This window comes from Rhodospirillales bacterium (genome assembly GCA_014323865.1).
Taxonomy (GTDB): Bacteria; Pseudomonadota; Alphaproteobacteria; order SP197; family SP197; genus SP197.
Genome location: JACONG010000014.1, coordinates 108,900 through 122,481 on the forward strand (window position 1 = coordinate 108,900; position 13,582 = coordinate 122,481).

14 protein-coding genes are annotated in these 13,582 nt (G+C 63.7%); 7 read left to right on the forward strand and 7 right to left on the reverse strand.

Annotated features, from left to right (window positions below):
* The first annotated feature begins 385 nt into the window (after positions 1-385).
* Genes GDA49_08185 through GDA49_08200 form a run of 4 tightly spaced genes read left to right on the forward strand, consistent with a single transcriptional unit; the run spans position 386 to position 1,882 of the window.
* Positions 386-748, forward strand: coding sequence for an NADH:ubiquinone oxidoreductase subunit NDUFA12 (locus GDA49_08185; GenBank protein MBC6440372.1), 363 nt, complete (start codon positions 386-388; stop codon positions 746-748).
* Between the two features lie 13 nt (positions 749-761).
* Positions 762-1,211 (forward strand): outer membrane lipid asymmetry maintenance protein MlaD, encoded by a 450-nt coding sequence (gene mlaD / locus GDA49_08190; GenBank protein MBC6440373.1) that lies wholly within the window; start codon positions 762-764, stop codon positions 1,209-1,211.
* A 57-nt stretch (positions 1,212-1,268) separates the two neighbouring features.
* Positions 1,269-1,490: a hypothetical protein gene (locus GDA49_08195; protein ID MBC6440374.1), complete on the forward strand. Its 222-nt coding sequence runs from the start codon at positions 1,269-1,271 to the stop codon at positions 1,488-1,490.
* Between the two features lie 29 nt (positions 1,491-1,519).
* Positions 1,520-1,882, forward strand: a complete 363-nt coding sequence (locus GDA49_08200; protein MBC6440375.1) for a DUF2155 domain-containing protein — start codon at positions 1,520-1,522, stop codon at positions 1,880-1,882.
* On the opposite strand, the gene GDA49_08205 is transcribed toward GDA49_08200, so the two are convergent.
* The 6 genes from GDA49_08205 to GDA49_08230 form a co-directional block, all read right to left on the reverse strand.
* The gene (locus GDA49_08205; GenBank protein MBC6440376.1) at positions 1,822-2,469 is read right to left on the reverse strand and encodes a leucyl/phenylalanyl-tRNA--protein transferase; all 648 of its coding nucleotides are present in this window, start codon (positions 2,467-2,469) and stop codon (positions 1,822-1,824) included. The genes GDA49_08200 and GDA49_08205 overlap by 61 nt on opposite strands.
* A 16-nt stretch (positions 2,470-2,485) precedes the next feature.
* Complete coding sequence (gene accC, locus GDA49_08210; protein ID MBC6440377.1) at positions 2,486-3,829, reverse strand: acetyl-CoA carboxylase biotin carboxylase subunit; 1,344 nt, start codon at positions 3,827-3,829, stop codon at positions 2,486-2,488.
* Between the two features lie 10 nt (positions 3,830-3,839).
* On the reverse strand, positions 3,840-4,295 hold the full coding sequence (accB, locus tag GDA49_08215) for an acetyl-CoA carboxylase biotin carboxyl carrier protein (GenBank protein ID MBC6440378.1): 456 nt from the start codon (positions 4,293-4,295) through the stop codon (positions 3,840-3,842).
* Positions 4,295-4,741, reverse strand: a complete 447-nt coding sequence (gene aroQ, locus GDA49_08220) for a type II 3-dehydroquinate dehydratase (GenBank protein MBC6440379.1) — start codon at positions 4,739-4,741, stop codon at positions 4,295-4,297. The genes accB and aroQ overlap by 1 nt, the downstream gene beginning before the upstream one ends.
* An 83-nt stretch (positions 4,742-4,824) precedes the next feature.
* Positions 4,825-6,222 (reverse strand): M48 family metalloprotease, encoded by a 1,398-nt coding sequence (locus GDA49_08225; GenBank protein ID MBC6440380.1) that lies wholly within the window; start codon positions 6,220-6,222, stop codon positions 4,825-4,827.
* Between the two features lie 104 nt (positions 6,223-6,326).
* Positions 6,327-6,545 carry a hypothetical protein gene (locus GDA49_08230; protein MBC6440381.1) on the reverse strand — a complete coding sequence of 73 codons (219 nt, stop codon included), beginning with the start codon at positions 6,543-6,545 and terminating at the stop codon, positions 6,327-6,329.
* Between GDA49_08230 and GDA49_08235 the strand changes: the two genes are divergently transcribed.
* Both GDA49_08235 and GDA49_08240 read left to right on the forward strand, forming a co-directional pair.
* Positions 6,544-8,169 (forward strand): gamma-glutamyltransferase, encoded by a 1,626-nt coding sequence (locus GDA49_08235; GenBank protein MBC6440382.1) that lies wholly within the window; start codon positions 6,544-6,546, stop codon positions 8,167-8,169. The two genes, GDA49_08230 and GDA49_08235, sit on opposite strands and share 2 nt — an antisense overlap.
* A 12-nt stretch (positions 8,170-8,181) precedes the next feature.
* Positions 8,182-9,336, forward strand: a complete 1,155-nt coding sequence (locus GDA49_08240) for a pyridoxal phosphate-dependent aminotransferase (GenBank protein MBC6440383.1) — start codon at positions 8,182-8,184, stop codon at positions 9,334-9,336.
* A gap of 10 nt (positions 9,337-9,346) precedes the next feature.
* Here the strand turns inward: GDA49_08240 and GDA49_08245 are convergent, their stop codons facing one another.
* Positions 9,347-11,962 (reverse strand): Rne/Rng family ribonuclease, encoded by a 2,616-nt coding sequence (locus tag GDA49_08245; GenBank protein MBC6440384.1) that lies wholly within the window; start codon positions 11,960-11,962, stop codon positions 9,347-9,349.
* A 446-nt stretch (positions 11,963-12,408) separates the two neighbouring features.
* On the opposite strand from GDA49_08245, the gene GDA49_08250 reads away from it, so the two are divergent.
* Entirely contained in the window at positions 12,409-13,530 is a 1,122-nt protein-coding gene (locus GDA49_08250; GenBank protein ID MBC6440385.1) for an N-acetylmuramoyl-L-alanine amidase, read from the forward strand.
* The last annotated feature ends 52 nt before the right edge of the window (positions 13,531-13,582 follow it).

A 13,582-nucleotide genomic window follows, 5' to 3' on the forward strand; every position in this document is an offset into this window, starting at 1 on the left:
GGCGAAACGATGGCGGGCGGTCAAGCAGATTTTGGGGTCACATTATCCACACATACAAGATGCTGTGTCGCTGTGACAATTTCACGACTTACAATCATGACCTTAACGAGAGGTGTGGATGCATGGCGGAAAGCACTTTGATTTCATCCTTTTGCAGCGGCAAGTTTATTGTTTGAAGGACTCCAAACTCGGCGATGAAATTCTTGAGACCGCTCGACAGACGCTCTCGACTCGGGGCAGAAGAACCCTGTAGATAGCCGCGGAATTTGTTTTGGCTGCAGTTTTTCGGTCGCCGTCCGATCATCGGATCTGGACGTTCCGGCACCGCAAAAGGCAAGATGGGCTGGGCCAACGATTCGAGGGCAGCACAGTAGCGCGGGGCTTCATGGCAACGCTGGGTACGATGATTTACACATGGTGGAAGGGCGAACCCGTCGGTGAGGACGAGTTCGGCAACCGCTACTACCAAGAGAAGGGCAGGGCCGAAGGCCGCTGGCGCCGCCGCTGGGTGGTCTATAAGGGCCGGCCGGAGGCGTCTAAGGTGCCGCCAGACTGGCATGCTTGGCTGCACCGCACGATCAATGAGCCGCCCAGTGCGAGCCCGCTGCTTGCCAAGGACTGGGAGAAGACCCATCTGCCCAACCTGACCGGCACCAAGGCCGCCTATCTGCCACAGGGTCACGTGCTGCGCGGCGGCAAGCGCGCAGCGGCGACCGGTGACTACGAGGCTTGGCAGCCCGAGGGCTGACCGGAGCGCGACGATGGGAGCAAAGACATTCGAAACCCTGGTCGGTGCGGCCGTTCTGCTGGTCGCGGTGATGTTCTTCTTCTTTGCCTACGAGAAGGCCGACGTCGCGAAGGTCTCGGGCTATCAGGTCAAGGCCGAGTTCAGTTCGGTCGGCGGCCTGAAGACCGGCGACGATGTCCGCATTGCCGGCATCAAGGTTGGCACCGTGGCGTCGATGGAGCTTGATCCGGACTGGTACATCGCCTTGGTCACCATGTCGATAGATCCGGGAATTTTTCTTTCAGAAGACACGTTTGTATCGATTTCCTCAGAAAATTTCTTGGGTGGAAACTACGTCGCACTCCACCCGGGTGGCAGCACCGACATGGCGGCGGACGGCTACACCTTCACCCAGACCCAAGGTGCAGTGGACCTCATGGACATGATCTCGCGCGCACTCTTCGGCGGTGTCTCTGAGCAGTGATCGGAATCGCCCTTGTGCGGACTTGAGATCGCCGCAAAGGATCAGCACATAGGCGCCATGAGTGACGAATTTACCTATCTGCCCGATGTCTGGCTCGGCCCCGACGGCGAGCCGGTGTCCTGCGTCGACAAGCTGAAGCTGCTCCAAGAGAACCTAGAGGAGTTGCGCGAGATGGCCCGGGAAGCGCTCGAGGACGCCGTGGTCATGGGATGTGATGAGGCTCAGACCCGCAAGGTCCTGAACGACCTTGTGGCGTCCCTGGAAAAGCCCTTCGCGTGAAACCGGCGGGTATCATTGCGGCCCTCTGGCTGATGCTCGCCGCACCTGCCGCAGCGCAGCAGACCTTCGAGCCCTATGCTTTCGCCGTTCTAGGCGGTATGGACAAGGTCACCGGCCATATCTCGACCCTCGACCTGCCGGTCGGCGTGACCGGCGTCTTCGGCACGCTCGAGGTGACACCGCGCTCGTGCCAGAAGACACCGCCACACGAGGCACCCGAAAGCGCCTCCTTCCTGCAGATTCGCGACTACAGGACGGGCGAGAGCGAAACCGTGTTTTCCGGCTGGATGTTCGCCTCGACGCCGGGCGTCTCGACGCTCGAACATCCGGTCTACGATATCTGGGTGATCGACTGCACGAACTCGGCCTCGTCGCCGGGCAGCAGCGAGTAGAAGTCGGCATCTGCGCCGAGCGCTTCGGCCAGCCGTTCCTGATAGTCCTCACGCAGGATCTCGACGGCACCGAACTGCTTGAGGTGGTCGGTGATGAACTGGGCATCGAGCAGCCGGAACTGCCCGGCGATCAGTCGCGCCACGAGATGGACCAGGGCGACCTTGCTGGCGTTGGTGGTGTGCGAAAACATGCTTTCTCCGAAGAACGCGCCCGCGAGCCTGACGCCGTAGAGCCCGCCGACCAGCTCGTTGCCGCGCCAGCATTCGACGCTGTGGGCGTGGCCTGCGCGGTGGAGGTTGGTGTAGGCGCGTTCGATGCCGGTGTTGATCCAGGTGTTGCGCCGGTCGCGTGCCGCTGCGGCGCAGGCGGCGATGACCTCGGGAAAAGCCCGGTCGACGGTGACTGTGAACGGGCGGCGCTTCAGCGTCTTGCGCAGGCTGCGCGGGACATGAAAGCCATCCAATGGGAAGATTCCCCTGTAGTCGGGGTCAACCCAGAAGACCTCGGACGCGTTGCGGTCGTCGGCCATGGGAAAGACCCCAACGGCATAGGCCTTGAGCAGCAGATCGGGTGTCAGTTCGATCATCGACCGGATATGTGGTCTAGACGTCCGCCTCCAGCAAGCGCTCAAGCCACTTTACGTCGTAATCGCCGTTGGCGAAGTCCTGATTGGCGATCAGGGCCTGGTGAAGGGGGATGGTCGTCTCGATCCCGTCGATGACAAATTCCTCGAGCGCCCGGCGCAACCGCATCATGCATTCGTTGCGGCTGCGGCCGTGCACGATCAGCTTGGCGATCAGACTGTCGTAGGTCGGTGGCACGGCGTAACCGGCGTAGAGCGCCGAATCGACGCGCACATTCATGCCGCCCGGTGCATGATAGGTGCCCACGTGGCCGGGCGAGGGCGCGAAGGTCTCGGGATGTTCGGCCGTCACGCGGCATTCGATGGCGTGGCCTGAGAACGAGACGTCGTCCTGGCCGAATGACAGCGGCGCGCCCGAGGCCAGGCGGATCTGCTCGCGCACGAGATCAATGCCCGTGGTCATTTCCGTGACCGGGTGCTCGACCTGCAGCCGGGTGTTCATTTCGATGAAGTAGAACGCGCCATTCTCGTATAGGAACTCGACCGTGCCGACGTTGCTATAGCCCAGCTTGCGCATGGCGTCGGCCGCGCGGCCGCCGATCTGGGCGCGTTGTTCGGCATTGAGTGCGGGACTGGGCGCTTCCTCGACGACCTTCTGGTGGCGGCGCTGAACGGAGCAGTCGCGTTCGCCCAAGTGAACGACATTGCCGTGGTGGTCGCCCGCGACCTGGATTTCGATATGGCGCGGCCTCTGCAGGAACCTCTCGACGTAGAGTGAACCGTCGCCGAAGCCGGCTTCGGCCTCGCGCTGGGTACGGGTGAACGCGCTATGCAGTTCGGTCTCGTCGTGAACCAGCGTGATGCCGCGCCCGCCGCCGCCTGCCGCCGCCTTGAGCAGAACGGGGTAGCCGATCTCGCCGGCGATCGCGGCGGCCTCTTCCGTATCGGCCACCGCACCGTTCGAGCCCGGCACGATCGACAGACCGAGTTCCACAGCCTTGTCGCGTGCGGCGAGCTTGTCGCCCATCAGGCTGATGTGCTCGCTCTTCGGCCCGATAAAGGTGATGCCATGCCCTTCGACGATCTCGGCGAAGCGCGCGTTCTCGCTCAGGAAGCCGTAGCCCGGATGGATCGCGTCGGCGCCGGTAATCTCGGCTGCCGAGACGATCGCCGGGATGTTGAGGTAGCTCTGCGGCGCAGGTGCGGGCCCGATGCAGACGCTTTCGTCGGCAAGGCGCACGTGCATGGCGCCGGCGTCGACCTCGGAATGGACGGCGACCGTGCTGATTCCCATCTCACGGCAGGCACGGTGGATGCGAAGCGCGATTTCGCCACGGTTGGCGATGAGCACCTTGTCGAACATCGGCGTTCTGTCAGTCGATCACCATGAGGACCTGGCCGAACTCGACGGGGCCGCCGTTTTCGACGAGCACACGGGCGACCGTGCCGCTGTGGGGTGCGCGGATCGGGTTCATGACCTTCATGGCCTCAATGATGAGCAGCGTGTCGCTTTCGTTCACCCGGTCGCCCGCCTTGACGAAGGGTGCGGCGCCAGGTTCGGGCGAGAGATAGGCCGTGCCGACCATGGGCGAACTGACCGCCCTAGGATGACCGCTGTCGACATCGGCGGCGGAGGTTTTCTCCGCGGCTGGGGCCGGCAGTGGCGCGGCTGCGGCCGCCGGCATCGGCACCATGGCAACGCCGCCACGTGCGACGCGCAGCTTGCGGCCCTTGTCCTCCAGCTCGATCTCGGTCAGGCGGGTCTCGTCCAGGAGGCCCGCGAGCTCGCGGATCGCGTCTGAATCGACGTGGAACTTCCCATCATTCATCAGGACGAATGCTCCAGAAGGTTGGATACGGCGTCGAGCGCCAGAACGTAGCCGTGGCTGCCGAAGCCACAGATCGAGCCCACGGAGGCCTTGGCGACATAGGAATGGTGGCGAAAGCGTTCCCGGCGGTGAATGTTTGAGAGATGGACCTCAATGACGGGGCCCTCGAAGGCGTTGAGCGAATCGAGCAGGGCGACCGAGGTGTGGGTCAGCCCGCCTGCGTTCACGATCACGGCCTGGGCTGCCTTGCGCGCCTCATGGACCGCGTCGATCAGATCGCCTTCGTGGTTGCTCTGGCGGAAATCGACGGTAAGTTTGTAGCTTGCGGCATGATCGCGCACCTTGGCTTCAATATCGGCCAAGGTCTCGTAGCCATAGATCTCCGATTCCCGCTCGCCAAGCAGGTTCAGATTCGGACCGTTGAGGATGAAAACTGTGGCGACCATGAGCGTGTCCCCGAACAACGGATGTCAGCCACCCGTTGAAAACAGCGGTTATATCATGCGGCCCTGCGCTGGCAACGCAGCGATCAGTTGGTGGTTTCGGCAGCGTTGATGATATCCGACGCGATAAACCAGTCCGGCGTACCGTAGTCTAGGCCTTGGATCGCGCGAGAGGCAAAATCGTTGGCCTGCGAGAGGTTGCCGCGCAGGTAGTACATCTGGGCGCGATAGAGGTTCGATTCGGGCATCCGGTCGAGCCGGGCATAGGCGTCGCCCAGGAGATACCATGTCGGCGGATAGTCGTTCTCGAGGCGCCGGGCGGTGTTGAGATACTCGGTCGCTTCCTCCCAGCCGGTCGGCTCGTCGAGCTGGAGCAGGGCGCGGGCGAGGCCGATGAGAAGCAGCGGCTCGTCGGGCGCCAGGTCGATCGAGCGCCGGTAGGACGGAATTGATTCGGCGATGCTGCCGGTCTCGTAGAGCATCTGGCCGCGCAACTCGTGGAACCACGGATTGTCGGGCTCCTCGGCGATCAGGCCGTCGATCAGCATGAGCGCATCGTCCATCAGCCGCTCGCGGTAGTGCGCGATCGACCAAGCGTAGCGCGAGTAGAGGCTCTCGTCGCGGTTGGGATACTGCAGGTAGGTCGTCCTCGGCAGCGCCAGAAAGCCGTAGAGCTTGGCGACCATGCGGCGTTGCCGGTCGACCAGATCGGGATCCGACGGCGTTCCGGAATAGGCCGAGGTCTCGATGAACGCGTTCATGGTTTCGACGCGCTCGGAACTCAGCGGATGGGTCAGGAAGTAGGGTATCTCGGAGTTCGACGAGATGAAGAGCTCATATTCGGCGAGCGTGGCCATGAAGTCGCGCAGTCCTTCGGCCGACTGGCCCGTCGCCTCAAGATACTTCATGCCGGCCTGGTCGGCCGCGGACTCCTGGATGCGCGAATAGCCCAGAAAGCTGCGCTGCGCGGCGCCTGCGCCGACCGCCATGACTGCCGCACCGGCCTCGCCACCGCCGGCAAGACCGACTGCGAGGCCCAGGATGGTCGAGAGCAGGACCATGGCAGAAGCGTTTTCATAGGCGCCGCCGACGCGCGCCAGATGGCCTGCCGCCAGATGGCCGGTTTCATGCGCGATCACCCCAATCAGCAGGTTGGGGTCCTCGCTTTCCATCATCAGGCCGCTGTAGAGGAACATGTGCCGGCCGTTGGCGACGAAGGCGTTGAGAACGTTTTCATCGACCAGATGAATCTTGATCGAGTTGGGATCGAGCCCGGCCGCCTCGAACAGCGGCGCGGCATAAAGCCGCATCGTCCCCTCGATCTCCGCATCGCGGAACAATGACAGCGACTGCGCCTGACTGACCTGAATCGGCGTCGCACTGAGCGCCAACAGCAGCGCAAGCGCCAACACGGCGGCCTTGCGCGCGGCGCGGCGCACACGGCTTCCAACCAGATGGATGAGGTTGCGGACTTCTGGCTTCATCGAATTCAGATTCTACAGGCCAAGCCTATCTCGAACGATGCGGCAGGTATGGAGCGAAAATATGGCGCTGGCCGTCGGCATACTCTCGCAGTCTCGTATCCTGTTCATGCATGGAATGAAACGTACCCTGCCGCCTCGAACAGTGGCGTGGCGCAGAAGCGAATGGTATCGTCGGTTTTGGCGTCGCGGAACAGCGACGGGTACTCGTCGGACTGGGCCTTGGCAAGTGGAGGCCATGAGCCGCCGACCCCGAGCATGAGGCACAGGATTACCGGAAGACCGATGCGAAGCGTCTTCAGACAGCATGGCGTGATCGGGTGCATGGCGCGTCATTGTGCGGCAGCGGTTGTGACACTCGCAACGGTTGCAGCCTGCGACACGGTTGACGACGTGTTCGACAACAACAGCACGCCCCGGGGCGTGCCGATCGCCGAGGGGTTCTTCGGCGGCGTTGCTGGTGACGACCCGCGCTCTGTTCTGGTCGCCCGCGAGGTTCTGGCGCGTGGCGGGACGGCCGCCGATGCGGTGGTTGCCTACTACTTCATGGCCGCGGTGAGCTACCCCTCAACCTCATCGCTTGGTGCGGGCGGCGTCTGCATGAGCTACGAGGTGTTCGATGAGGGGCGCGCCGGTCAGTTGCGCTTCATCGATTTCCGCGTCGCGCCAATCGACGATGTCGATCCTTCGGTGATCCGTCCGACCGCCGTTCCCGGCGCCGTGCGCGGACTGTTTCTCTTACATGCCGATGGTGGCGTTACGCCGTGGCAGGACCTCGTCGCGCCGGCCGAGCGAGCCGCCCGCTTCGGCGTGCCGGTCTCGCGCGCCCTGGCACGGGACCTGGCTATGGTCGGCGATGTGCTGCTTGCCGATCCGGAAGCCCGGAGGGTCTTTTCCGGTTCCGGAGGTGGGGTGCTGCGCGAGGGCGAGACGATCGTGCAGCTCGACCTTTCGGCCATGCTGTCGAACATCCGGACCCGGGGCGCGGGAGATTTCTACGTTGGCTTCGCCGCCCGCCAGTTCAGCGAGGCCGTGCAGTCGATCGGGATGCCGCTGACGCTGGAGGACATGCGCGATTATTCGCCTCTGGAACGCGAGAGTTACACGACCGAGATCGATCAGGCCCTCTTGGGTGCTGCGATTACCGTGCATGTTCCCGGTGACGGTTTCGATTCAGGAAGCTCGACGCTGGCCGCTTATGAAATGCTGAGCAGCGGCGATGCGCTTGATCGTGCGCTCGCCAACGGGTCCGCCGACCATCTGATCGCTGAGGTTTCACTGCGCACCGCGGTGGCGCGAGCGATGCGGCCCGGCGCGTCGCCCGACCCGGTGTTCAATGAAGAGTTGATGAGCAACTACAACGCCAACAGCACCACGCCGATCGCGGTGCTGCCTGCGCCCCCGGCGGTGCTGACCGAAAGCCCCGCCGCTTCGAGCGTCGCGGCGGTCGACAGCTTCGGCAACGCCGCCACCTGCGTCTTTTCCATGAACAATCTGTTTGGCAACGGGCGCGTCGCCCCGGGCACGGGTATCCTTCTGGCCGCTGAACCCGGCGGCAACCGCGGCGACGGACTCTCGCTGCTGCCCGTCATCAGCGTGAATGAAAACGTGCACGAGGTGATCTTCGCCGGGTCCGTCTCGGGCGGTGTGGTGTCGGGGCCTGTCATGGCAACGGTGCTGGTACAGCTGATGGAAGCTGACACGACAGTGGGCGATGCCGTCGCCCGGCCGCGTGTCTTCCATCCCGGCCTGCCGGACCTCGTGGTGGTCGAGTCGACGGTCGGTGACGCAGCGCTCAACGAGCTCGTCTCGCGCGGACACGAGGTGCAGGTCATGCCTGAACTGGGCCGGGTGAATGCTATCTATTGCCCCGAAGGCCTGCGCAACGGATCGGAAAGCTGTGCCGTCACGACCGATCCGCGGGCCTTCGGACTTGCCGCTGGCGGCTAGGGCATCACGCCGATGGCGCTCAAGGTCTCCCGACGCGGCCATGTGCCGCCCTTCTTGGTCATGGAGGTGATGCAGGCAGCTGCAGATCGGATCGCGGCGGGCGGTGAGGTGCTCCATCTCGAGGTCGGGCAACCGGGAACGCCTGCGCCCTTGGGCGTGCGGGAGGCGGCCAAGCAGGCGATCAATCACGAGCGCCTAGGTTACACGGTAGCACTGGGTATCGATCCGCTGCGCGAAGCGATCGCTCGCCACTATGCCGACGTCTATGGCGTCCCTGTTCCTGCCGAGCGCATTGTCGTAACGACGGGATCGTCAGCCGGGTTCCTGCTCTCGTTCCTTGCGTGTTTCGAGCCCGGCGACCGGGTCGCGCTCGCCGAGCCGGGTTACCCCTGCTACCGCAACATCCTGCAGGCGCTCGGTCTGGAGCCGGTCGCGCTGCCGGTCGACCACAACAGCCGGTATCAGCCGACCGTCGCGATGCTGCAGGCGCTCGCCGCACCCGTCGACGGCCTGATCGTGGCGAGCCCGTCGAACCCGACAGGCGCCATGGTGTCCCGCGAGGACATGACGGCGCTCGCTGCTCACTGCCGGCAGGAGGGCATCCACCTGATCTCCGACGAGATCTATCACGGCATCGGCTACGGCATGGCGACGACGACTGCTGCAGTGATCGAACCCGACGCGGTCGTGATCAACAGCTTCTCGAAGTACTTCTCGATGACTGGCTGGCGTATCGGCTGGATGGTCGTACCCGAGGATCTGCTGAAGCCGATCGAGCGCCTGGCGCAGAACATGTTCATCTCACCGCCGACCCTGTCGCAGCACGCCGCGGTCGCGGCCTTTGAATGCCGCGAGGAGCTCGAAGACAACGTCGCGGTTTATGCCGCCAATCGAGCCCTGCTGCTCGAGGAATTGCCTCGCGCCGGCCTGACCCGCCTGAGTCAGGTCGATGGTGCGTTCTATATTTATGCCGATATCTCGTATCTGACCGACGACAGCGTCACCTTCTGCCGTGCGCTTCTGGACGACACCGGCGTTGCGGTGACCCCGGGGGTCGACTTCGACCCGGTGCGTGGTCACCGCTCGCTGAGGATTTCGTTCTCCGGCCCGAACGAGGATATGGCCGAGGCGGCCAGACGTCTGGCCGTTTGGCTCAAACGCCGCTGAACGCAGGACGTCAGTTCGGCCCGACGATCTTCTGCCACCACCCGCGGCGTGGCGACGACGGTGTGTCGCTCGCGGCTTCGTCAGCATCGGCCCCGACCACGGTCGTGGTGACGCCGTCGACCACCACCGACTCAGCCTCAGCGACCGGTTTCTCGATCGCGTCGGATTTCGATCCCGCCTCGGGATCTACAACACTCTCCGGCGCCACATCCTCGTCCGAGTCCGCAGTGGCATCGACAGATGCGTCCTCCGCCGTCGCTTCATCGCGCTTACCACGACCACGCCGCCGCCGTTTCGGCGCATCGTCGCCGTCACCATTGTCCTGGGATGTCGCCTCGGTATCGACCGAGTCCTCGGAACGGGCTTCGGCAGTCTCGCCATTCTCGGCCGTCGCTTCGTCGTTGTCACTGCGACCGCGCCGGCGGCGTCCGCCGCGCTTGCCCCGACGGCGGCGCTTGCGTTCGCACTCTTCGCCGTCTGCGTCAGCGTTGAGGGATTCGCCGTCGCCGCTCTCGTCACTGCTGTCCTCGGTCAAGACCTTGGCGTCATCGTTGTCGCCGCGATCCTTGCGCCGCCGTCGGCGGTTCTTGCTGCGCTTACCGCCTTCCGCCTCGGAGTCCGACAAACGATTGTGTGCGTCGCTGCGCTGATCTCGGGCGGTCGTGGTCTCGTCCTCGTCGCTGTCGCGTCCGGCGGACGTTTCGACGTGGATCTTGTAGTCCGGCGCGATCAGGTCGTCGTCGCGCTCAATGCCGACGCTCAGGCCGTGACGCTCTTCGATATCGACCAGCATCTGGCGCTTTTCGTTGAGCAGGTAGAGAGCGACCTTGGTCGGTACCAGAACGCGGATCGTGGCGGCGCGACCCTTGAGCGCTTCGTCCTCAATGCCGCGCAGAACATGCAGCACGGTGGACTCGGTCGAACGCATGTAGCCCGTGCCACCGCAGTGCGAGCAAACCTCGGAGAGCGCTTCCTGAAGGCTCGGGCGCAGGCGCTGGCGCGACATTTCCATGAGGCCGAAACCGCTGATACGGCCAATCTGGATGCGCGCTCTGTCGGCTTTCACCGCTTCCTTCAACTTGCGCTCGACCGTGCGCTCGTTGCGGTGCTCGCCCATGTCGATGAAGTCGATGACGATAAGGCCCGCGAGATCACGCAGACGGAGCTGGCGGGCGATCTCGATCGCCGCCTCGACATTGGTCTTGAGCGCGGTCTCCTCAATGTTGCGCTCCTTGGTGGAGCGGCCCGAGTTGACGTCGATCGCGACAAGTGCCTCGGTCAGGTTGATGACGATGTAGCCGCCCGACTTGAGCTGCACGACGGGGCTATGCATGGCGTCGAGCTGTCGTTCCACCTCGTAGCGGTGGAACAGCGAGGTCTGCTCCTTGTAGGGCTTCACCCGTGCCGCATGGCTCGGCATCAGGAGCTTCATGTAGGTCTTGGCCATCTTGTAGCCCTCGTCGCCCTCAACTAGCACCTCGTCGATGTCCTTGGCGTAGAGGTCGCGGATGGCCCGCTTGATGATGTTGGCTTCCTCGTAGATCAGCGATGGTGCCATGGCCTGCAGCGTGTCGGAGCGTATCTCCTCCCACTGCTTGAGCAGGCTGTTGAAGTCGCGCCGAATCTCGAGCTTGGTGCGGCCTTGGCCCGCAGTGCGGATGATCAGACCCATGCCTTGTGGCACCTCGAGGCCGATGGCGACGTCCTTCAGGCGACGGCGCTGCTTGGCGTCGGCGATCTTGCGCGAGATGCCGCCGCCGCGCGGCGTATTCGGCATCAGCACGCAGTAACGCCCGGCGATCGAGAGATAGGTTGTCAACGCCGCACCCTTGTTGCCGCGCTCTTCCTTGACGACCTGCACGAGCAGAATCTGGCGACGCTTGATGACCTCCTGAATGCGATAGCCGCGCTTCAGGATGGCCGAGTGCATCGCTGCTTCGGTGCGATCGCCTTCTTCCTCGTTGTTGCGCCGGCGCGAGCGACGGCGGCGCTGACGGGTGTCGGGCCGGTCGGGTGCCTCTGTGCGGGCGGGGGAGGGCGCCTTCGCCTTGTCGTCACTACTTTCGGTGTCGCAGTCGAAAGCTTCGGCCGGGGCTTCGTCATCATCCGCCGACGCGCTGTCGTCGTCGTCCGTTGCCTCCGCTGCCTCGGCATCCACCTCAGGAGCATACTCGCCGTCGGCAGCGGCGGTCACTTCAGCGGCATCGTTCTCTTCGTCTTCGGGCGAATCCCGGCTGTCGTCATCATCGTCGTCCGATGACTCCGCATAGTCGTCGTCATCGGACGAGGGCGCATCGGCCTCGGCGGCCTCCTCGTCCTCGCGGCTGGCTTGTTCGACCAAGCGAGCCTGCTCGGCAGCGAGTTCTTCGCGGTCCGAGACCGGAATCTGGAAATAGTCGGGATGGATCTCGCTGAAGGCGAGGAAACCGTGGCGATTGCCACCGTACTCTACGAACGCCGCCTGTAGCGACGGTTCGACGCGGGTTACCTTGGCGAGATATATGTTGCCCTTGAGCTGGGACTTAACGGCCGATTCAACGTCGAATTCCTGAAGTTCACGTCCGTCGGAGACGGCCACGCGGGTTTCTTCGCAGTGGCCCGCGTCGATCAACATACGTTTGGTCATTGTAGTTCCAATTTGCGGAGACAGCGCGCGTGCTGGCGAGGCCTTGGCGTCGAGCCGGCGCTGCCCGGGTTGAGCGTGCCCCCGGAACGGCATCCCGACGGGCATCCGCTGTCATTACGGCGGCAACCGAAAGGCCGCTCCTCAGGGCGGCGCACATCTCGGTCGTGCTTCGGGAATGTGCGGTTGAGGGGAGCACGTTGATCCTTTCCTGTGCGGCCCGGATTGCGGCTGCTTGCCGCGCGGCGCCATTCGTGATTCAATGGCTGCACATGAAAACCATTACTTTCAAGGGCATAGCGCTTTTCATGAAAGCAACGGCTGAGCGATACAGACATCATAGTATGCCCGCGATGGTCGCGACAACCTTCCATTCGCGCATATCGGCGTGTTTTCTCGTCTGCCTCTTGGCTGTGCTGTCGTTCGCAGCGATGCCGGCAGTTTCCAAAATGCCGGAAGTGGTTGGGGTCAGAACAGGTGTTAATGGCGAGGCGACACGCTTCGTTCTCGACCTGACCGAGGCGGTCGACTACGAAGTCTTCACGCTCGACAACCCGGATCGTGTTGTCGTCGATCTTTCCGATGTCGCCTGGAGTCTTCCAGCCGAGAGCCATCAGCTCAACAAGGGTGTAATCGACGGTTTTCGCTACGGCACCTACGAGGCCGGTACGTCGCGCATTGTGCTCGAGGTCAACGGCCCGGTCACTGTGCGCGATGCCTTCCTTCTGGAGCCCGCATCGGGGTTCGGGTGGCGTTTTGTCCTTGATCTCGAACCCGGGGTCGTCGTTCCGGTGGCCGAAGCCGATCCGGTCGAGCCCTCGCCCGTGATCAAAACGGTGACGTGGGACGGGCCTCCCGTGCCCGGCGACAAGCCGGAACCGACCAAACCTATCATCGTGCTCGACCCCGGACACGGCGGCGACGATCCGGGCGCCATCGGGATCAGCGGCACCTACGAGAAGGACATCGCCCTGACTGCCGCACGCGAGCTGAAGGACAAGCTTGAGGCGACCGGCCTCTACTACGTGGTTCTGACGCGCGACACCGACATCTTCCTGCGTCTCGGCGAGCGGGTCGAACTGGCACGCGCGGCCGATGCCGATCTGTTCATCTCAATCCACGCCGATTCCATTGCCGACCCCAGCGTGCGCGGTGCGGGCGTTTACACGCTGTCGGAGACGGCGTCGGATGCCGAGGCCGAGGCGCTGGCCCAGAAGGAAAACAAGTCCGATCTGATTGCCGGCGTCGACTTCATCAACGTGGCCTACGACCCCGTCACGACGAACATTCTTATCGACCTCGCCCAGCGCGAAACGACCAACGCATCCTCGGAGTTCGCCCATATCCTGACCGACGAACTGACCGACACGGTGAAGATGCGTGGCAACGCACACCGCTTCGCCGGGTTCCGGGTCCTGAAGGCACCGGACGTGCCGTCGGTGCTGCTTGAGATGGGCTACATGTCGAACGTCGAGGAAGAGCGCAACATGCTCGATCAGGCGTTTCGCGGACGCCTGCTGACGGCCGTCGTGGACGCCGTCGGTGTCTACTTCTCTGACCATCCGCGCTGAGGCGACCGTCACGGCGATGCCACAATGGTGTCCTAGACGACGAATCGGATAA

What these genes read in the sequence shown, in the direction of transcription:
- GDA49_08185 (MBC6440372.1), top strand. Translation starts at nt 386, where the DNA reads ATGGCAACGCTGGGTACGATGATTTACACATGGTGGAAGGGCGAACCC.
- mlaD (MBC6440373.1), top strand. Translation starts at nt 762, where the DNA reads ATGGGAGCAAAGACATTCGAAACCCTGGTCGGTGCGGCCGTTCTGCTG.
- GDA49_08195 (MBC6440374.1), top strand. Translation starts at nt 1,269, where the DNA reads ATGAGTGACGAATTTACCTATCTGCCCGATGTCTGGCTCGGCCCCGAC.
- GDA49_08205 (MBC6440376.1), bottom strand. Translation starts at nt 2,469, where the DNA reads ATGATCGAACTGACACCCGATCTGCTGCTCAAGGCCTATGCCGTTGGG.
- accC (MBC6440377.1), bottom strand. Translation starts at nt 3,829, where the DNA reads ATGTTCGACAAGGTGCTCATCGCCAACCGTGGCGAAATCGCGCTTCGC.
- accB (MBC6440378.1), bottom strand. Translation starts at nt 4,295, where the DNA reads ATGAATGATGGGAAGTTCCACGTCGATTCAGACGCGATCCGCGAGCTC.
- aroQ (MBC6440379.1), bottom strand. Translation starts at nt 4,741, where the DNA reads ATGGTCGCCACAGTTTTCATCCTCAACGGTCCGAATCTGAACCTGCTT.
- GDA49_08225 (MBC6440380.1), bottom strand. Translation starts at nt 6,222, where the DNA reads ATGAAGCCAGAAGTCCGCAACCTCATCCATCTGGTTGGAAGCCGTGTG.
- GDA49_08235 (MBC6440382.1), top strand. Translation starts at nt 6,544, where the DNA reads ATGGCGCGTCATTGTGCGGCAGCGGTTGTGACACTCGCAACGGTTGCA.
- GDA49_08230 (MBC6440381.1), bottom strand. Translation starts at nt 6,545, where the DNA reads ATGCACCCGATCACGCCATGCTGTCTGAAGACGCTTCGCATCGGTCTT.
- GDA49_08240 (MBC6440383.1), top strand. Translation starts at nt 8,182, where the DNA reads ATGGCGCTCAAGGTCTCCCGACGCGGCCATGTGCCGCCCTTCTTGGTC.
- GDA49_08245 (MBC6440384.1), bottom strand. Translation starts at nt 11,962, where the DNA reads ATGACCAAACGTATGTTGATCGACGCGGGCCACTGCGAAGAAACCCGC.
- GDA49_08250 (MBC6440385.1), top strand. Translation starts at nt 12,409, where the DNA reads ATGCCGGAAGTGGTTGGGGTCAGAACAGGTGTTAATGGCGAGGCGACA.